At 70.3% G+C, this 17,836-nt stretch carries 14 protein-coding genes; 5 read left to right on the forward strand and 9 right to left on the reverse strand.

Annotated elements, in window-relative coordinates; genetic code table 11:
* Nucleotides 1-4: 4 nt before the first annotated feature.
* From IE307_RS33360 to IE307_RS33375, 4 genes are all read right to left on the reverse strand, one after another.
* Complete coding sequence (locus tag IE307_RS33360) at nucleotides 5-2,017, reverse strand: transglutaminase TgpA family protein (RefSeq protein WP_191303401.1); 2,013 nt, start codon at nucleotides 2,015-2,017, stop codon at nucleotides 5-7.
* 625 nt (nucleotides 2,018-2,642) lie between these two features.
* Nucleotides 2,643-3,749: a DUF58 domain-containing protein gene (locus IE307_RS33365; protein WP_229905318.1), complete on the reverse strand. Its 1,107-nt coding sequence runs from the start codon at nucleotides 3,747-3,749 to the stop codon at nucleotides 2,643-2,645.
* A complete protein-coding gene (locus IE307_RS33370) occupies nucleotides 3,746-4,711 on the reverse strand; it encodes an AAA family ATPase (RefSeq protein WP_191303402.1) in 966 nt (321 codons plus the stop codon). Before IE307_RS33370 ends, IE307_RS33365 begins: the two co-directional genes overlap by 4 nt.
* Complete coding sequence (locus tag IE307_RS33375) at nucleotides 4,708-6,870, reverse strand: NHL repeat-containing protein (RefSeq protein ID WP_191303403.1); 2,163 nt, start codon at nucleotides 6,868-6,870, stop codon at nucleotides 4,708-4,710. The genes IE307_RS33370 and IE307_RS33375 overlap by 4 nt, the downstream gene beginning before the upstream one ends.
* Nucleotides 6,871-7,057: 187 nt before the next feature.
* On the opposite strand from IE307_RS33375, the gene IE307_RS33380 reads away from it, so the two are divergent.
* The gene (locus tag IE307_RS33380; protein WP_229905319.1) at nucleotides 7,058-7,702 is read left to right on the forward strand and encodes a hypothetical protein; all 645 of its coding nucleotides are present in this window, start codon (nucleotides 7,058-7,060) and stop codon (nucleotides 7,700-7,702) included.
* 178 nt (nucleotides 7,703-7,880) lie between these two features.
* On the opposite strand, the gene IE307_RS33385 is transcribed toward IE307_RS33380, so the two are convergent.
* Both IE307_RS33385 and IE307_RS33390 read right to left on the reverse strand, forming a co-directional pair.
* Nucleotides 7,881-8,555 carry a fibronectin type III domain-containing protein gene (locus tag IE307_RS33385; RefSeq protein ID WP_191303404.1) on the reverse strand — a complete coding sequence of 225 codons (675 nt, stop codon included), beginning with the start codon at nucleotides 8,553-8,555 and terminating at the stop codon, nucleotides 7,881-7,883.
* Nucleotides 8,552-9,154, reverse strand: a complete 603-nt coding sequence (locus IE307_RS33390) for a hypothetical protein (RefSeq protein WP_191303405.1) — start codon at nucleotides 9,152-9,154, stop codon at nucleotides 8,552-8,554. The genes IE307_RS33385 and IE307_RS33390 overlap by 4 nt, the downstream gene beginning before the upstream one ends.
* Before the next feature lie 80 nt (nucleotides 9,155-9,234).
* On the opposite strand from IE307_RS33390, the gene IE307_RS33395 reads away from it, so the two are divergent.
* The gene (locus IE307_RS33395) at nucleotides 9,235-10,122 is read left to right on the forward strand and encodes a LysR family transcriptional regulator (protein WP_191303406.1); all 888 of its coding nucleotides are present in this window, start codon (nucleotides 9,235-9,237) and stop codon (nucleotides 10,120-10,122) included.
* Here IE307_RS33395 and IE307_RS33400 read toward each other — a convergent pair.
* A complete protein-coding gene (locus tag IE307_RS33400) occupies nucleotides 10,025-10,915 on the reverse strand; it encodes an EamA family transporter (protein ID WP_191303407.1) in 891 nt (296 codons plus the stop codon). The two genes, IE307_RS33395 and IE307_RS33400, sit on opposite strands and share 98 nt — an antisense overlap.
* 66 nt (nucleotides 10,916-10,981) lie before the next feature.
* Here IE307_RS33400 and IE307_RS33405 point away from each other — a divergent pair, with 66 nt between their 5' ends.
* Complete coding sequence (locus IE307_RS33405; RefSeq protein WP_191303408.1) at nucleotides 10,982-11,890, forward strand: RluA family pseudouridine synthase; 909 nt, start codon at nucleotides 10,982-10,984, stop codon at nucleotides 11,888-11,890.
* Here the strand turns inward: IE307_RS33405 and IE307_RS33410 are convergent.
* Together IE307_RS33410 and IE307_RS33415 are read right to left on the reverse strand one after the other, a co-directional pair.
* On the reverse strand, nucleotides 11,885-12,778 hold the full coding sequence (locus IE307_RS33410) for a phosphotransferase family protein (RefSeq protein ID WP_191303409.1): 894 nt from the start codon (nucleotides 12,776-12,778) through the stop codon (nucleotides 11,885-11,887). The two genes, IE307_RS33405 and IE307_RS33410, sit on opposite strands and share 6 nt — an antisense overlap.
* A gap of 45 nt (nucleotides 12,779-12,823) precedes the next feature.
* Complete coding sequence (locus IE307_RS33415) at nucleotides 12,824-16,111, reverse strand: GH92 family glycosyl hydrolase (protein ID WP_308436421.1); 3,288 nt, start codon at nucleotides 16,109-16,111, stop codon at nucleotides 12,824-12,826.
* Between IE307_RS33415 and IE307_RS33420 the strand changes: the two genes are divergently transcribed.
* Nucleotides 16,072-17,334, forward strand: a complete 1,263-nt coding sequence (locus IE307_RS33420; RefSeq protein WP_191303411.1) for a BNR-4 repeat-containing protein — start codon at nucleotides 16,072-16,074, stop codon at nucleotides 17,332-17,334. The genes IE307_RS33415 and IE307_RS33420 overlap by 40 nt on opposite strands.
* 40 nt (nucleotides 17,335-17,374) lie before the next feature.
* Complete coding sequence (locus tag IE307_RS33425) at nucleotides 17,375-17,758, forward strand: VOC family protein (protein ID WP_191303412.1); 384 nt, start codon at nucleotides 17,375-17,377, stop codon at nucleotides 17,756-17,758.
* Nucleotides 17,759-17,836 lie beyond the last annotated feature (78 nt).

The following is a 17,836-nucleotide window of genomic DNA, read 5'->3' on the forward strand; positions in this document are numbered from 1 at the left end:
TCCGTCAGCGCCGGAACAACGGCCTCGGGTCGACCGCCCACACCACCCTGCGCCACCAGGAAGCCTTGCGGCGCACCGCTTTCTTCACCTGCCGGGCGAGTTGCCAGCTGTTCTCGTGCTGAGCAGGCTGCGGCGCGAACGCGGCCTGGTCGACCACGACCGCGAGCCGTGCGCCCGCCTCGCCCCACTCGCGCGCGACGTCCGGCACGGTGCGGCTCGGTTTCGGCTTGAGACCCGCGAGCTGCAACGAGTCGAGCACCTCGTTCCACGCTCCCACTGGGCCTGCCGACCGGAGCCTGATGCGCCGCGACGTTCGTGCCGCGTAGAGCGCGACGAGCAGCAGCACCGGCGTGAACACCCAGAAGGGGAAGGTCTTCGCGGCCTCGGGCGCGGCGACCGCGTCGGGGTTCACCGCGGTCGGCTGCACCAGCGGCGGCACGGAGGCCAACGAGGTCGGCGTCGGCTTCGCGGTGGTCGACGCGAGCCGGTTCAGCACCTCGCGCTTCGAGGCGGCGCTCGGCCCGCTTCCGTTCCCGGACACGGGATCGAACGCGACCCAGCCCCACCCGCTGAAGTACACCTCCGGCCAGGCGGTGGCGTCCGCGGCCCGCACGATCCGCTCGCCGTTCTCCTCGGGCACCGGCTGGAACCCGACGACCACCCGCGTCGGCAACCCGACCGACCGCGCGAGCACCGCGTAGGCCGACGCGAACTGCTCCGCCGTCCCCGCCCCCGCGCCCGACTCTCCGGGTGAGCCGAAGAGGAACGTCTCCAGCCGCGCGTACGACGACCCGACCGGCGCCTCGGCGTCCGGCCTGCGGTTGAGCCGCACGACCTGTTCCAGCGCAACGGCCTTCTCGTACGGCGTGCGCGCGTTCTGCGTCGCCTGCTTCGCGTACTCCGCCAACGTGAACGGCAACCGCGGCAACGCCGTGTACCTCGTCGCGTCGGCGGGCACCTGGGCCTCGACGAGATCGGTGTCGGCCGGCGTCTCGACCACACCCCTGACGGTGTAGCTCAACCCGGTCTTCAGCCCCTCGGCCACGACGAGCGACCCGGTGTCCGGATCGACCATGGCGTTGCTCAGCGACACCGCCTGCGGCTTCCCGACCCCCGGCAGCCACTCCCCCTGCAGCCCGGTGATCCGCAGGTCCACGCTGGCGTCCTGGAACTTCCCGCCCGTCGGCAGGTCCGGCGCGTCCACCACGCCGAGCGGCCCGTACGTCGAAGCCGCCTCCCACGACGCCCCCGAGTACCGGCTCAGCGTCACCAGCCGCACCGGCACCTCGGGCCCGCGCATCCGGAACAGCTCCGCCTCCCCCTGCGCAGCCCACGACGCGAGCTGCGGCAGCGGGTTGGAGATCGCGATGTCCGTGACCGGCGGCGTGACGAGCTTGCGCGGCTCGAACCCGTTGGTGGGCAACACGAACGTCAGCAACGTGAGCGCGGCCAGCGCCGTCGCGAGCACCGCCGGCGGCACCACGGGCCCACGCCGGTCGATGATCAGCCACCCCAGCGCGAGCAACACCACCAGCGTCAGCGCCACGAGCCCGTAGCGGTCCGCACGGCCCGTCGTGAGCAGCGCCGCCGACACGTACAGGGTGGCGGCGCCGAGCGCCGGCACGAACAGGGCCGTGCCGCGCCTGGTCACCGACAGCACCGTGCCCGTGGAGATGCCGATGATCAGCAACAGGCCCGGTACCAGGAGTTCCGGGGTCGCGGGGGCGGGGCGGGCGGCGGTGAGGAGCCTGGGCACGGTGTCCAGCAGCACCCAGGTGGGGTCGCGGTCCGGGGAGGCGCCGCGGGCCAGGAAGAACCCGCCCGCCATCGCGAGGACCATGACGCCGAGTGCGGCCAGTCCGGCCGGGACGAGTTTCTTGAGCAGGACGGCCAGGAAGCCGGCGAACGCGGCGAGTCCGAAGTAGACGAACGCGCCGTCCCAGGCTTGGGCGAGTTGGAGGGAGCCGACCAGGAGGATGGCCGTGACCCAGGCGTACTTCATCAGCGGGTTGGTCATGGGGCGACCGCCGTGGTCGGTGTGCCGGCGGGGGTGGTGCCGGACGCGTTGAAGACAGCGGGGTTGGTGGCGGGGGCAGCGAGATCGGGGGCGGTCTGTGCCGGGGGTACGGCCGGTGCTGGGGGTACGGCCGGTGCCGGACTGGTGTCAGCGACGTCGGATGCGGCCGGTGCCGGGAGCGCTGCCGGTGCCGGGTTGGCGGCAGCGACGTCGGGTGCGGCCGGTACCGGAAGCGCCGGATTCGTGGCAGCGAAGTCGAGTGCGACCGGTGCCGGAAGTGCCAGGTTGGTAGCAGCGAAGTCGGGTACGACCGGTACCGGAAGTGCCAGGTTGGTAGCAGCGAAGTCGGGTACGACCGGTACCGCAGGTGCCGGGTTCGTGGCAGCGAAGTCAGGTGCGACCGGTACCGGAAGCGCCGGATTCGTGGCCGCGAGATCGGGTGTGGCCGGTACCGACTTGGCGGCAGGCGTGAGATTCGTGGTGGTGGCGGCGAACACCGGCGCGGCCGAGGCCGACCATCCACGCCTCACCGCGTCCAGCCCCACCCCGCCGGCCGGGTTCGCTGCATCTCCGCCGGCCGGGTTCGCTGCATCGCCGGCGGACACCGGCACCGTCTGCCCGCGGCTCATCGCGCCACCACCGCGTTCCACGAGTCGACCAGGTCCTCGGCGCGTGCCCCGCTGATCACCAGCACCGTGCCCGCCGCGGTCACCGGGCGCTGCTCGTCCACCACGAGCACCGTGCCGAACGCGGCGCGGCCTGCCTCCAGGACCAGCGCTGGGACCGTGGTGCCGCTGACCACGGCGACCACGTCGAGGTCGCGGACCGGCACGGTGGGGCGGCCGTCGACGTCCTGCAGTTCGAGGTCGGCGAGGGCGGAGAGGATCGGTGCCGAGTCCTGCTGTTCCTCGAGGTCGGTGCCGCCGGAGGACGTCAGCAGGCGCACCGGGTGGCCCTGTTCGAGGGCCGAGGTGACGAGGGACGCCGCCACCTCCACCGCCTCCTCGAAGCGCTGCGGTTCCGGGTAGGAGGTGGTGCTGTCGTCGAGGAGCACGGCCAGGTGGGGGCGGGCCGGGTCGGCGTCCTCGCGGATCATCAGGGTGCCGGTGCGGGCGGAGGTCGCCCAGTGCAGGCGGCGCAGGTCGTCGCCCGGCACGTACTCGCGCAGGCCGACCAGGTCGGTGCCGCCCCGCTCGACGCGTTCGTCGGCTCCCACCTGGCCCCGGCGGGCGCCGGACGGGAGGCCCCGGACCGGGAGGACGCGCGGGACCACGCGCACCTGCACTACCTCGCCCAGCACGGTGCGTGCCTGGGCCAGGCCGGCCAGGCCCTTGCGGCGCAACGTCAGGGGGCCCACGTCGAACACGCCCCGGCGTTCGGTCGGGATGGCGTAGTCGACGGACTCGACCGCGCCCGGCGCGAGCAGGGGCACGTCCACGTCCATCGGGGAGCCAGCGACCACGTCGACGGCGTCCAGCGCCACGGGCCAGCGGCCCGTGGACGACAGTTCCAGCCTGCCGTTGCACCGCGCGAGCCTCGGGACGGTGCGGGGGCGGACCGTGCGCGAGACCGTCAGCGGTGACGCGACGAGCACGGAGACGATCGACGCGACGACCAGCGCTGTCAGCGCCAGGCCGAAGGCCGCCATGCCCGCGTAACGCCACCACAGGCCGACTCCGAGCATCAGCAGGCCCAGCACCGCCACTCCGGTGCCGCGCACGGTGAGTCTCATTGCGCCGCTGGCTTGGGCACCGGCACGCGCGAGAGCACGTCGGCCAGCACCTCGGACGTCGTCACGCCCGACAGGACGCTCTCCCGCGTCAGCACGAGGCGGTGGGCCAGCACCGGGTCGGCGATGTCCTGGACGTCCTGCGGCACGACGAAGTGGCGGCCCTTCGACGCCGCGTAGACCTGTGCGCACCGCACGAGCGTGCGCAGGCCACGCGTCGAGGTGCCCAGGCGCAGGCGTTCGTCGGAACGGGTGCCCGTGCCCAGCGACGAGATGTACTGCAGGATCGGGTCGGCGACGTGCAGCAGCGACAGGCGTCCGCTGAACGAGCTGACCTCGCGCGGCGACGTCACCGTGTGCACGTCGGCGATCCGGCCCGCGCCGCTGCCGGGGCGCAGCACGTCCAGCTCGTCCTCGACCGACGGGTAGCCGATCGAGGTGCGCAGCATGAACCTGTCGAGCTGCGCCTCGGGCAGCCGGTAGGTGCCGTCGAGGTCGATCGGGTTCTGCGTGGCCACCACGAGGAACGGGTCGGGCACCGTGTGCCCGACTCCGTCGATCGTGACGGTCCGCTCCTCCATGACCTCGAGCAACGCGGACTGCGTCTTGGCCGCCGCGCGGTTGATCTCGTCCGCCAGCACGATGTTCGCGAACACCGGACCCGGCCGGAACCGGATCTGGCCCGTCTGCGGGTCGTAGACCGAGGTGCCCGTGACGTCGGACGGCAGCAGGTCGGGCGTGAACTGCACGCGCCTCGACACCCCGCCCAACGCACCCGCGACGGCACGCGCGAGCGTCGTCTTCCCCGTGCCCGGCACGTCCTCGAGCAGCACGTGGCCGCCCGCGAACATCGCCACCAGCACCAGGTCGACCACGTCGCGCTTGCCGCGCACCGCGCTCTCGACCGCGTCGCCCAGGCGGGTGTGCAGGTCGCGGAAGGCGGAGACCTCACCGGTGTCGATCACTTTTCCTCATCTCCACGACGAACACCGATGCGCAGCAGGAACGCGCACGCCAGCAGCCCCAGGCCACCCGCGCCCATCGGCGCGGTCCCGGCTCCTGCCGGAACCTGCTGGGGAACGCACGTCGGCTTGTTCGGCAGGCAGCCGTCACTCGTGTAGATCACGTTGCGCGCCGCCGAATCGACCTGCCCGGCGCCGGACGCGGCGTAGGCGCGCACGACGATCGAGTTGCTGCCCTCCTCCACGTCGATCTGCGCGGTGGTGGCGCTGCAGGCGATCCCGACCGAGTAGCCCTGCGTCCTGTTCACGACCTCGCAGCGCCCGTTGTGGCTCGCCCAGTCCGCCGGAGGCGCCATGGACACGGTGCGTCTCGGCAGCATCCGCCCACCGGTGACCCCGGTGATCACCCCGGCACCCGCGGTCGGCAGCGACGGCGGTGGTGGCGGAGGAGGTGGCGGAGGCGTCGTCGTGGTCGTGACGGGCGGCGGGGGTGGGGGCGGCGGAGGCGTGGTCGTTGTCGTCACGGGAGGCGGAGGCGGCGGGTTGTTCGGCGCGGACACCGTGAACGCCGCCATGCCCGACGCACCGGCCGTCGTCGCCGTCGAACCGCGCACCGTCACGTCGAGCCTGCCACCGGAGCAGAACGTCGATCCCGCGCAGGGGATCGAGAGATCGGTGGACGTGCCCGCGGACTGGGCCGACACCGAGCCGCCGGAGAACGAGCCGGAGCCCGACACCGTGTAGCCCACGATCGGCTCGGACGACGTGGCCGCGTTCCAGCTCACCGTCACGACGAGCGCGGAGGAGCTCCGCGACTTCTCCCGCACCGTCACCCCCGCGGGCGCGCCGGGAGCCGTGCCGCCGACCGACGGCGGGACCGAGGGAACCGACGGAGGCGGGGACACCTCGGTCGTCGGGTTGTTGTTGCCGTTCCCGTTGCCGTTGCCCGGGTTGCGCGGCGGCTTGACCGGCTCGTTCGGGTTCGGCGGCGGGGGCGGCGGCACGGACGGCGGCGGCGAGCGGTCCGGGTCCTTCACCGGGAGCTCGGGGCTGCGGATCGTCATCGTGCGCGTCGCACCGTCCGGGTCGATCAGCACACCCGTGGACGAGCCCGGCACGTTGACGAACAACCGGCCGTCGTCGAACACCAGCTCGGGGTCGGCCCCGCCGGACGTGCGGACGTCGTCGCCGCCGCGGTTGCCGCCGCGGTCGAGGACGATGACCTTGCCGGAGCCCTTGCAGGGCACGTAGACCTTGTCGCGGAACACCGCGGGACGGCCTGGGCTCGGACAGCCCATCGCGCCCACGTCGACGCGCAGGACGTCACGGCCGACGACCAGCACCACGACCGAGGACGACGGCACGGAGGCGGGCACGAGGCCGAGCGGCGAGGACTGGGCGGCGATCACCTCGGCGTCCGAGCGGTCCGTCGACGAGTCGACGTCCTCACCCGTGCCGTCGCGCACGACGACACCGCCGTCGAGACCGATCAGCGTGACGCCCTGGTCGTGCGGCACGAGAACGGTGCGCGGCCCGGCACCGGTGACCTGGCGGTGCGAACGCTCCTGGAACCGCTCCTCGTCATCCGACCAGTCCAGGGACCGCAAAGTGCCGCCGTGGTCGACGATCCACAGCACGCCGCGCTCGTCCACGACGGCGTCGGCGAGCGGCTGCCCGGCCTGCCACGTCTGCCCGATGTCGGCCAGCGTCAGCGGGTCCGCGGTGTGCACGGTGCCGGCGGCGCGGTCGACGACGTACACCATCCCGTTCGCCACCAGCACCTTGCTCGTCGCACCGGGCGGCGCCTGCCGGCGGCCGGAGGCGAGCAGGGTGGCCAGGTCGATCACGGTGATCTCGCCGGTGCGCCGGTTCAGGACGATCAGCCTGCCGTCCTCCTGCGCGATCTCGAGCTGCGAGTCGGGCCCGCTGATCTGCAGGCGCGTCTGCGGCTTGCCCGACACCGGGTTGACCTGCACGACCTCGCCGCGCTGATCATCACCCAGCCAGGTGAGCCCGTCCGACACCGCGACCGACGTCCGGGAGATGCCCTGCCCGAGCGCGGCGCCCGCGAGCACCAGGACTCCCAGCAGTGCCGCGACGAAACTCGCCGACTCCCGCCCTCCACCGGAGATAATGCGTCTGATCCGGTGCCACCAAGACATAACGCGCCCTCCCTCGCCCGCCGGGGATGCTAACCCCCGGCTCTGACCTGTTCGGGTGGCGCATGGTTCCCGGTTCACCCGGTCAGCCGTCTGGCAGACATCAGCAACGGTAATCCGGAGGTCTGACAGTTTTGAAAACCGAATGGCGCTACGCCGAACCGACCAACGCTTAAGGCAGAGTGGACGCATGGAGATCCCCGGCATGGGACTTGCCAAGCAGGCGCTCAACACCGCCCTCGACACGACAGCGGCCGCCGCGGCCGTGCCCAGCCGCGTGCTGAGCCTGATCGGCGAGGTCGAACAGCTCGTGCGGAAGGTGAACGGAACGATCTACGCGGTCGACGGCATCGTCGCGAGAGCCGACGTGCTGGTCGACCGCACGGCGAACGTGGTGGCGGACGCGGAGAAGGCGGTCGACGAGGTCCGCGCGATCACGGCGAGCGCGAGCGACGTCGCCGAACGCGCGGGGCTGGTCGTCACGAAGGCGGGCCACACCGCGACCACGGCCAACGAGCTGATCGACATGTACGAACCGCTCGCCAAGCAGGCCCAGCCGCTCGCGAAGCGGTTCGTGGAGGAGCTCTCGCCGCACGAGGTCGAGGCCGCGATCAAGCTGGTCGACGAGCTGCCGGTGCTCACGGAGCACCTGATCAGCGACATCCTGCCGATCTTGGCGACCCTCGACAAGGTCGGCCCGGAGGTGCACCAGCTGCTCGAGGTCACGAGCGACATGCGCCAGGCGATCCTCGGCATCCCGGGCTTCGCGTTCATGCGCCGCCGCGGCGAGAAAAAAGAGGAAGAAGAAGGTGTGAAGGAGCCCGAGAACGGGTAGCCCACCCGAATGACTGCTGACGTGCACGCCGATCGGCTGACCTGGTGGCTTCTGACCAGCGTTTTCGGGCTCCTGGCCGCGATCGACGTGGCGCTGGCCGTCACCGAACGCGCGATCTGGCCCTACGCGCTCGCGGCGTTGCTTCTCGCCGCGAGCGCGTGGAGTGCCAGACAGGCGCTCAGACCTTTCCCGTCGTCTGGTGCGTCAGGTTCGACGGTGGCCCGAACCGGAACGCCCGCACCCGATAGGTCGCGGTTTTCTCGTCTGGAAGTGTGATCACCCCGTACGAGGTGGTGTCCGGGTCGAGCTGCACGGCGACGCGGTAGTCCGCCGCGCCCGCGGGTCTGACCTCGATCAGGTACCCGTCCTCGTCCGACGCCCGGTCCTGCCAGGTGAACAGGATCCCGTTGGCGTGCTTCACCTCCGCCTCCACCTCCGACGCCGCCGCCTCGGGTGAGGCCACCGGCGTCCTCCCGCCACCGGCCCTGACCGGCGCGGTCCAGTCCGGCCCCTCGATCTCCGGCACGTCGTCGCCAGGGGGCAGCGCGACGTCCACAGTGGCCGAAGCGGTTCCCGTGAACGGCCGGACCCGGTAGTAGAACTGGGTTTCCGGGATCAGGTCCGGGTGCTCGAAGGTGTCCTTCGCCGGTGCGGCGAACTCCAGGATCGCGTACTCGCCGTCAGCCGCGTTCGCGTACTCGACGACCTGCCCGGCCGACCCCGCGTCCGGACGCCAGTGCAGCGTCACGTCCACGGGCGAGGTCAGCTCGGACGTCAGCACGGGGTCCTGCTGTTCCTGGCCGCAGGCAGCCAAGAACAGCAGGAGCACCAACGTCGTCGTACGTCGGATCACTTGCGCCAGAACTTGACGTTGCTCCAGACGACCGTGGCAGGGCCCTGGCCGCTGGACGTCCGGTACGCGCCGAACTTGTCGTAGAAGCTCGTACCCGAGCTCGCGTAGGTGTGCGCACGCGAGCCGTTGATGTACGTGCGGTGTTCCGTGGCCGTGTTGTGCACGGTGTTCACGCGCACGGTGGTGCCCACGGTCGCGCCGGTGGCGATGGTGGCGCCTCCGTGCACGGCGTAAAGACGGCCGCCGCGTTCCACGGCAAGCATCCAGAACGGTCCCGCGCTGGGGGCCTCCCGGAACGTCTGCTTGAGGCTGACGCGGGTGCCTCCGAGACTCGTGATCCGGAAACTCCCCTCGAACTGGCGCGTGCCGCCGGTGTAAGTGGCGTAACGCCGCTCGGCACGCTGGTCACCGCTCGCGGTGGAGCAGGTGAGCTGGAACGTGAGGTTGTTGACGGTGCCGCAGCCGCGTTCCTGGACGGTGAACGACGGCGAGTAGCTGGTCCACGGACCGGTTTCAACCTGGGCCTGTGCCGGGGCGACCGACACGAGCAGACCGGTTGCCATCGCGATCCCCGCGACGATGCGGAGTCGTTTCGACATCCCGATACCTCCTCAAAGCGTGCTGAGGACAGCACGTTTTCTCAGGGGGCGGTAACAGGACTGTATCCGATAATGATCGGATGTTCGACCTCCATCGTCTGCGCCTGCTCCGCGAACTCTCCCGGAGGGGGACGCTCGCCGCCGTCGCGCAGGCGCTGAACTACAGCCCGTCGTCGGTGTCGCAGCAGTTGTCGCTGCTGGAGACCGAGGTCGGCGTGCCCCTGCTGGAACCGGTCGGCAGGCGGGTCAAGCTGACCCCGCAGGCGGAGATCCTGGTGCGGCACACCGAGGAGGTCCTCGCCCGCCTGGACCAGGCCGAGTCGGAGGTCGCCGCCTCGTTGCACGAGATCACCGGCACGCTGCGGGTGGCGACGTTCCAGACCGCGGCCCTGGCGCTGATCCCGGCGACGCTGGCGCGCATGAGGGACGAGCACCCGTCCCTGCGCATCGAGTTCCAGGTGCTCGACCCCGCGGAGGCGTTGTCGGCGTTGAACGCCAGGGACTTCGACCTCGTGTTCGTGGAGGAGTGGCCGGACCAGCCGGAGGCGCGGTTCACCGGCCTCGAGTACCGGGAACTGTGCCGGGACCCGATCCGGCTCGCCGTCCCGCGTGGACTGCCGGTCGCCGAGATCGGCTCCCACCCGTGGATCATGGAGACCGAGGGCTTCCCGCAGCGGATCTTCAACGTGAACTGGTGCCGCCAGAACGGCTTCGAGCCGGACGTGCGCTTCTCCTCGACCGACGTGCTGGTGAAGCTGCGGTTCGTGGAACGGGGTCTCGCCGTCGCGTTGCTGCCCGACCTGGTCTGGTACGACCGCGAGATCACCGTGGACCTGCACGAGCTGCCGGCCGACCGGTCACGGCTGCTGTTCACTGCGGCGCGGGCAGGACGAGGTCAGCATCCCGCTGTGCGGGCGTTTCGCGAGGCGCTGGCGCTCTCCGTAGCGCCGCTCCGACCCCCGCCGTGATGACGAGAGCCATGCCGAGCAACGAGATCACGCCGAGGTGCTGGCCCAGCAGCAACGCCCCGGCGAGCGCGGCCGCCGCGGGTTCGAGCGCGAGCACGACCCCGAACGTGCTGGGCTGCAACGTCTTGAGCGCCCTGATCTCCAGCGTGTACGGGATGGCGGACGCGAGCAGGGCCACCAGCGTGCCGAGCAGGAGCATCTTGGGTTCGAACAACGCGGCGCCGGCCGTCGACAGCCCGTACGGCAGCGTGAGCGCCGCCGCGATCAGGCTCGCGCCCGCCAGACCGCCGGTGCCGAGCCCCGCCGTCGCGACCTCGCGCCCCGCGAGCACGTAGAAGGCCCAGAAGACGGCCGCGATCAACGCGAGCACCACCCCGATGAGGTCGAGCTCCGCACCGGTGTACTCGCGCCAGCCGAGGACCAGGACGCCGACGAGCGCCAGCCCGACCCACACGAGGTCCCGCGCCCTCCTGCTCAGCACCGCCGCCAGCCCGAGGGGCCCGAGGAACTCGATCGTCACGGCCACACCGAGCGGGATCCGGTCGAGCGCGAGGTAGAACGTGCCGTTCATGCCGGCCATGGTCATCCCGAGCACGAGCGTCTCCTGGCGGAACTTCGGCCGCACGACCACGGCCAGCATCAACGCCGCGATGCCGAGCCGGAGCGCGGTGGCGCCGGGCGCGCCGACCTGGCCGAAGAGCTGGTTCGCGAACGCGGCGCCGAACTGCAGGGAGATGACGGAGCCGAGGACGAGGAAGACCGACATGCCGCCAGTCTTCGTCCCGTACTCCATTCAGTACAGCGAATGTTTCCGAGCGATGTCGTTCGGTTTTTCCGACCATTTAGACTGACCGGTGCGATGAGACGCAAACCCTCCTCCCCACTTCCGCAGCGTGCCGGGCTGGACGCGGCGCGGTTGAAGCTGCCCTCCGTCGGCTCCTGGTCGTCGTTGCGCGAGCACCTCGTCGAACGCCTGCCGCGGGTGGCCGCCGAGCGCATCGACGAAATGCTGGTGGAGGAACGGATCTGGGGTGTCTCCGGCCCGTTGGGCATCGACGCGCCGTTCGTGCCCGACGCCTACATCTGGTTCCACCGCGACCTGCCCGTCGAGGTGCCGGTGCCGTTCGAGATCGGTGTCGTCTACCAGGACGACGCCATCGTGGTCGCCGACAAGCCGCACTTCCTCGCGACGATCCCGCGCGGCCAGCACATCATGCAGACGGCGCTGGTGAAGCTGCGGGACTCGCTGGGCCTGCCCGACCTCTCCCCCGCGCACCGCCTGGACCGCGTCACGGCCGGTCTCGTGCTGTTCGTGGTGCGCCGTGAGCTGCGCGGCAAGTACCAGACGATGTTCCGCGATCGCCTGGTGCACAAGGAATACGAGGCGATCGCACCGTACGACCCGGCGCTGGAACTGCCGCGCGTGGTGCGGTCGCGGATCATCAAGGAGCGCGGCGTCATCACCGCGTTCGAGGTCGACGGCGAGCCCAACGCGGAGACCCACGTGTCCCTTGTGGAGCATCGCGGTCCGCTGGGCCGGTACCGGTTGAATCCGCTGACCGGACGCACGCACCAGCTGCGGTTGCACATGTCCGGGCTCGGGGTGCCGATCGTGAACGACGACTTCTACCCCGTGCTGCGGGAGCGCCCGCTGGACGACTTCTCGTCGCCGCTGCAGTTGCTGGCGCGTGATCTGTCCTTCGTGGACCCGGTGTCGGGGGTCGAGCGGTCGTTCACCTCGGGGCTGCGGTTGTCCGCCTGGTCATGAGACGTGGGTGCGGCGGGTGTCGATCGGCTGCGGCTCCCAGACCTGGTTCATCCGGTCGAGCAGCCTTCCGGCCAGCGCGCTCGTCTCGGGGTGGGTCTCGGTGAACGTCGCCACCACGCGCGCACGGAACATCAGCCGGCCGCGCGCCGTCGTGCTGTACCAGAACCAGTCCTCGTCGACGGCCCTGGCGAGGTGGTCGGTGCCATCACGCTCGGCGCGTTGCACGAGCGCGTCGCCGTTCACGAACCACCGCACGCACGCGTCGCCGAGCTCAGCCGTGAAGCCGCGTTCCTCGAAGTAGGCCTGTTCGGCGGCCTCCCTCAGCTCCCGGGGCGTCTCGGAGACGGTCGCGCAGGTCGGGAACCCGATGCGCAGGTAGACGACCTCGGTCAGCCCGTCACCGAGCGACGCGCCTTCGAAGTCGATGAACCTGGCGCCGTTCGGCGAGTACATGTCGTTGCCGGGACACGGGTCTCCGTGCACGAGGTCGAACTTGCCGGTGTCCTCGAACGCCAGCTCGTCCTCCGCACGTCCGATGTCCACTCCCATCGCACGTACGAACCGCAGGAAGGGAACGGGGTCCGGCACCTGCTGGCGCGGCAGCAGCCCGGCGTGCTCCGGACCGGTGGCCATGTGCAGACGGGCGAGGCCGCGGGCGTAGTCGATCACCCAGTCCTCGCCGAAGCTGTCGGAGCGCAGGCGTTCGAGCACCACGGTCCGCTTCTCGTGGTCCACCTCGAGGATCCGCGGCACCACACCGGTGTGCGCGGCGAGCTCCAAAGCGGTGATCTCGCGCTCGAACGCGGCCGGGTCACCGACCACCTGCTTGATGATCCGGTCGCCGTCCGCCCAGACGTTGGACCTCTGACCGCTGTCGAGTAGCTCCACCCCTCCAGTGTTCCAGGACGGAGGGGTGGAGCCGCTCGGCTCGGATCAGGCCAGCGTCAGCGCGTACAGCTCGACCCGCGGGTCGTTCGGCAGGGTCACCGAACGAACCGTCTTCGACGCGTCCAGCCTCAGCGACTGACCGAACAACCGCACAGGCGGCCCGTCAACGCCCTGACCGGCCTTGATGCGGTGCGGCATCTCCAGCACGGCGGAGCCGCCGCCCGCCCAGTCCGGCACCGTGGCGGCCACCTCGGCCGAGGTGCCGTCGGTGTACCAGACGGTGAAGGAGGCCGACACGGGTCCGTTGTGCGACGAGCCCACGACGTGCAGCCACGAGTGCTGACCGGTGGGCAGCAGGAGCCCCTGCCCGCGCGCCTCCACGAAGTTCGGCGCCGTGCCGGTGGGGTCCGGTGCCTGGTAGGTGATGCCGCCCCACGTCACGGGTCCCTTGGCGGGCAACAGGGCCGCGTCGTAGCTCCAGCCGCCGCCGTCGAAGTTGCCGGCGGCGGAGTCGGCGACCGTCGCCGTGCCGTCGTGGTTGAGCTCCGGTGTCACGTCCACCGAACAGGTCGAGAACGCGCACAACGCGGCCGGTTTGACCTCGATGACGGCCTTGAGGGCCACCTCCCCGACCTGCACAGCGATCTCGTACGACCCCGCGGCCGTCCCGGCGGGCACCGACAGCGTCAACGGCACCGTCTTCTGCGTGGGCAGATGCCGCGACACGATCGTGAACGGCTTGGCACCGCTCACCTTCCAGCCCGCGGGGGCGGTGACGACGGGACGCACCGGCGTCGCGGCCGGGGACTGCGCCAGCACGTCGAGCTGCACCGTCAGCGACTGCGCGGAGTCCGAGGTCGGCACGACGATCTCGGAGTTCCGCAACGACGCCGACAACGCCCGGCGCGAGTCCTCGTTGCCGTTGTTCAGCGACGGCGGCTCGTCACCCCGGCCGGTGCCCCACGACGACGGCTTCGAGGACACCTCGTGGGTGAGCTTCCCGCCGCGCTGCAGCGAAGACCACGACAGCCACGTCTTGCGGACGTCACGCCCGCCGAACGACACGTTCTTGATGTACCGGTTGGTGTCCGACACACCGCGCGCCGACACCGTCAGCGTCCCGCCCTGCGAGCCGTACTGCCCGATGCGGACGGTCGCGGACTCGAACTGCGGCGAGGACAGCGCCAGGAAGTCGGCGCCGTTGAAGGTCGGGTAGATGCCCAGCGACGAGAAGACGTACCAGGCCGACATCGTGCCCAGGTCGTCGTTGCCGGTCATGCCGTCCGGACCGGTGGTGAACAACGTCATGGCCGCCCGCACGACTGTCGCGGTCTTCGACGGCGTGCCCGCCCACAGGTACATGTACGGCGCGAGCAGGTCGGGTTCGTTGTTCGGGTTGTAGGTCGGCTTGCCGTAGTAGTCGTACGGCTCGGTGATCCAGTCTCGCTTCGCGGTGCCGGCGGGGTCGGCCAGCAGCTTGTCGTAGACGAAGAACGAGTCGAGCCGCTTCTCCGTCTCACGCCTGCCGCCCATCAGCGACACCAGCCCGGCCGGGTCCTGCGGCACGAGCCACTGGTACTGGTAGGCGCCGCCCTCGTGGAACTGGTGCGAGGCGTCGACCGGGTTGTACGGCGTCAGCCACGTGCCGGCGGCGGTGCGGGGCCGGAACTGGCCGATCGAGGCGTCCCAGAGGTTGCGGTACCACTGGCCGCGGTCGGCGAACAGGCGCGCGTCCGCCTTCTTGCCCAGGCCCTTGGCCATCAACGCGAGCGACGCGTCGGCGGCCGAGTACTCCAGGGTCGCGGAGGCCGGGTGCACGCAGTCGTTGTCGCCGCCCTTGTGCGCGCAGTCCTTGCCGAGTTCCAGGCCGGACGGGATGTACCCGCGGTCGTTGTAGAACTGCACACCGGACCGGCCGTTGTAGGGCGAGTCGGCGGGAGGCAGCGACGTGGCGTTGGTGCGCAGGAGCTGGTAGGTCTCCTCCTCGAAACCCTTCAGCAGTCCCTTGGACCAGGCCTCGACGAGGAACGGCGTGACCGGGTCGCCGGTCATGATGTTGGTCTCGGAGGACGCGAGTGCCCAGCGCGGCAACCATCCTCCGTCACGCCCACTGGCCACGACGGACAGTGCGACGTCCCGGGCGACCCTGGGCTCCAGGATCTGCAGGAGCTGGTTCTGTGGTCTGTACGTGTCCCACAAAGAGAAGTTCTGGTACGGCGTGTAACCCGACGCCGTGCGCACCTTCCCGTCGAAGCCCATGTACTTGCCGTCGACGTCACCGGCGAGGTTCGGGTGCAGCACCGAGTGGTAGAGCGCGGTGTAGAACGCGACCTGCCGGTCCCGCGGCCCACCGGACACCCGAGCGGCGTCCAGCTGCTTCTTCCAGACGTCCTTGGCGCCCGCCACGACACCGTCGAAGTCGTAGGAAGGAGCCTCCGCCGCGAGGTTCTTCCGCGCGCCCTCGATCCCCGTGTACGACAGGCCGAGCTTCAGCACCACGTCGCGGTCCGCGGACGCGTCGAACGTGACCCAGGCGCCGTTCCCGCCCGTGCCGGCGGCATCTCGCGCACCCGGCGTGGGAGCGTTCCCCCGCCACGCGCCGAAGGAGGCGAAGGGCCGGTCGAACGAGGCCGTGAAGTACACGGTGTGCTCGTCCTTGCCCGCGCAGAACCGGCCGTTGCGCACCCGGCCCTCGATCGTCCGGTCACCGACGACGTGGATCTCGGAGTCCAGCACCGTCTGGTTGGACTTGCCGGTGTTGAACAGGACGTTCGCCGCGCCCGTCGAGGGGAACGTGTAGCGCTGCCAGCCGGTCCGCTGCGTGGCCGTGAGCTCGGCGTTCACCCCGTAGCGGGGAAGCCCGACGCGGTAGTAGCCGGGCTGCGCGGCTTCGTCCGAATGGCTGAAGTCGGACTTGTAGCCGTTGATGTCAACGTTGTCGACGGACCCGACCGTCGGCATGACCGGCAGCTCGCCCATGACGCCACAGCCCACACCCGAGAGGTGGGTCTGCGAGAAGCCGTAGATCGAGGTGGCCTTGTAGTCGTACCCGCCCTGCCCGCCCGTGTCAGGGCTGACCTGCACCATCCCGAACGGCACCGAGGCGCCGGGGAAGGTGTTGCCGAAGTTCTGCGTACCCACGAAGGGGTTCACCAGGGACGAGGGCTCCTCGTCCGCCTGAGCCGCTTGCGCAGGGACTGTTAACCCTAGTAACAGTCCGACTACAACCAGTGTCCGCATGAAAGGCAGTATTGTCCGTTCGTCGCCGCCCCGACACCCATCGGAGGTCGGCGATGCGCGTTCTTGCAGCGGTGTTGCTGATTCTTGTCGCATTTTGTCAACCGGCGCAGGCCGCGCCCACCCTCGACACGGTCACCACGGCGAGCGTGTACGGCTGCCTGCGCACCAACGGGGCGGGCGTGTACGACGCGACGGTCAACAGGACGTTCGTGACGTACTCGGGAACCAGGCACGACATCTACGTCAAGGCGTTCGACCACTCCGCGAACATGTGGTCGGCGGCGGTCAAGGTCGCCACGCTCGACCTGACGCACGACAACGCCTATCACGACTACCCGGTGCTCACACAGCTCGGCGACGGCAGGCTCGCGGTCTTCCGCGCCACGCACACGGTGTCGATGCAGCTCTACACCGCGCCCACGCCGCGTTCCATCACCGGCACGTGGACCGCGCGGACGATCAGCACGGACAAGAACACCTACCCCGAGCCGGTCGTCACGGGCAACACGATCCACCTGTTCTACAGCCACAACACGGATCTGTCGTACCCGTACCGCACGTTCAAGGTCATCAAGTCGACGGACGGCGGGAGGACGTGGTCGGCGCCGCGCACGATCATCGACTCCGGCAGGACGGCCGACAGGTATGCCGAGGTCTACGCGTTCGGCGTGACGCACCGCAACGGCCGCGTCTACCTGACCTGGTCGCTGCACGGCGGCCCCAAGGGCCACAACGGCGGCGGCAAGAACATCTACGCCGCCTACCTCGACACGGCGTCCGGCACCCTCTTCACGGTCGGCGGCACGTCCCTGGGCACGGTGATCGACTCCTCCGACACCGACAAGACCCGTGTCGTCACGACGAATCCGGGCGACCTGCCCGCGGGCAAGGCCCTGCCGGAGGAGAACCCCGTCACCGTCGTGCTGAACGACGGCTCGCTCGTGCTGGGGTACGGCGTGCACACCAGCACCAGCGCCAGGATCGTGCTCTCGCGGTTCGACGGGGGCACCTGGACCTCGACGACGGCCGACGGCTCCACGTCGTTGTTCAAGGACCTCGTCGCGACCGGCACCGGCGTGGACTTCTCCTACGCCAGCGCGGATCGCAGGCGGCTGCTGGTGAAGTCGTGGACGGCGGGCGGGCCGGTGACGGCGAAGCACGACCTGACCGTGCCGTACTCGGCCGGCGCCGACACGACGTTCTACGCGAACTTCGTGGAGAACCGGCCGAGCGACCTGGTGGCGAACACGATCGACCACGAGACCCGCAAGACGAACCACACCGGTAGGTGGCCGGTGTTCTCGATCAGGGGCTAAAGGCGGTGCGAGGGCATGGCGCCTGCGGTAAGCAGGTGTCATGCCCGTACAGCTCAACCACACCATCGTTCATTCTTCCGACCAGGAGCGCTCCGCCCGTCACCTCACCGACCTGCTCGGCCTGCCGGACCCGGTGCGCTTCGGCCCGTTCCTCGTCGTCGAGGTCGCGAACGGCGTCTCGCTCGACTACGTGACCACGACCGACCCGATCGCCGAGCAGCACTACGCCTTCCTCGTGACGGAGGACGAGTTCGACCAGATCTACGGCCGCATCAGGGAGCACCGGCTCGAGCACTGGGCCGACCCGTTCCACAGCCGGCCCGGTGAGATCAACCGCAACGACGGCGGGCGCGGCGTCTACTGGAGCGATCCCGACGGCCACAACCTCGAGATCATCACCCGCCCCTACGGCTCCGGCGCCTGACGAACCGGTTCACGTATCTAAAAGGTATAGACCACCTCTTGTGCTCGGAGTGCCCTGCCTGCCACCGTGAGAGCGGTA

Source organism: Lentzea cavernae (assembly GCF_014653695.1).
Lineage (GTDB): Bacteria > Actinomycetota > Actinomycetes > Mycobacteriales > Pseudonocardiaceae > Lentzea > Lentzea cavernae.

Coding starts and splice junctions, on each gene's coding strand:
- IE307_RS33360 (WP_191303401.1), bottom strand. CDS start 2,017: ATGACCAACCCGCTGATGAAGTACGCCTGGGTCACGGCCATCCTCCTG.
- IE307_RS33365 (WP_229905318.1), bottom strand. CDS start 3,749: ATGAGACTCACCGTGCGCGGCACCGGAGTGGCGGTGCTGGGCCTGCTG.
- IE307_RS33375 (WP_191303403.1), bottom strand. CDS start 6,870: ATGTCTTGGTGGCACCGGATCAGACGCATTATCTCCGGTGGAGGGCGG.
- IE307_RS33380 (WP_229905319.1), top strand. CDS start 7,058: ATGGAGATCCCCGGCATGGGACTTGCCAAGCAGGCGCTCAACACCGCC.
- IE307_RS33390 (WP_191303405.1), bottom strand. CDS start 9,154: ATGTCGAAACGACTCCGCATCGTCGCGGGGATCGCGATGGCAACCGGT.
- IE307_RS33395 (WP_191303406.1), top strand. CDS start 9,235: ATGTTCGACCTCCATCGTCTGCGCCTGCTCCGCGAACTCTCCCGGAGG.
- IE307_RS33400 (WP_191303407.1), bottom strand. CDS start 10,915: ATGGAGTACGGGACGAAGACTGGCGGCATGTCGGTCTTCCTCGTCCTC.
- IE307_RS33405 (WP_191303408.1), top strand. CDS start 10,982: ATGAGACGCAAACCCTCCTCCCCACTTCCGCAGCGTGCCGGGCTGGAC.
- IE307_RS33420 (WP_191303411.1), top strand. CDS start 16,072: ATGCGCGTTCTTGCAGCGGTGTTGCTGATTCTTGTCGCATTTTGTCAA.
- IE307_RS33415 (WP_308436421.1), bottom strand. CDS start 16,111: ATGCGACAAGAATCAGCAACACCGCTGCAAGAACGCGCATCGCCGACC.
- IE307_RS33425 (WP_191303412.1), top strand. CDS start 17,375: ATGCCCGTACAGCTCAACCACACCATCGTTCATTCTTCCGACCAGGAG.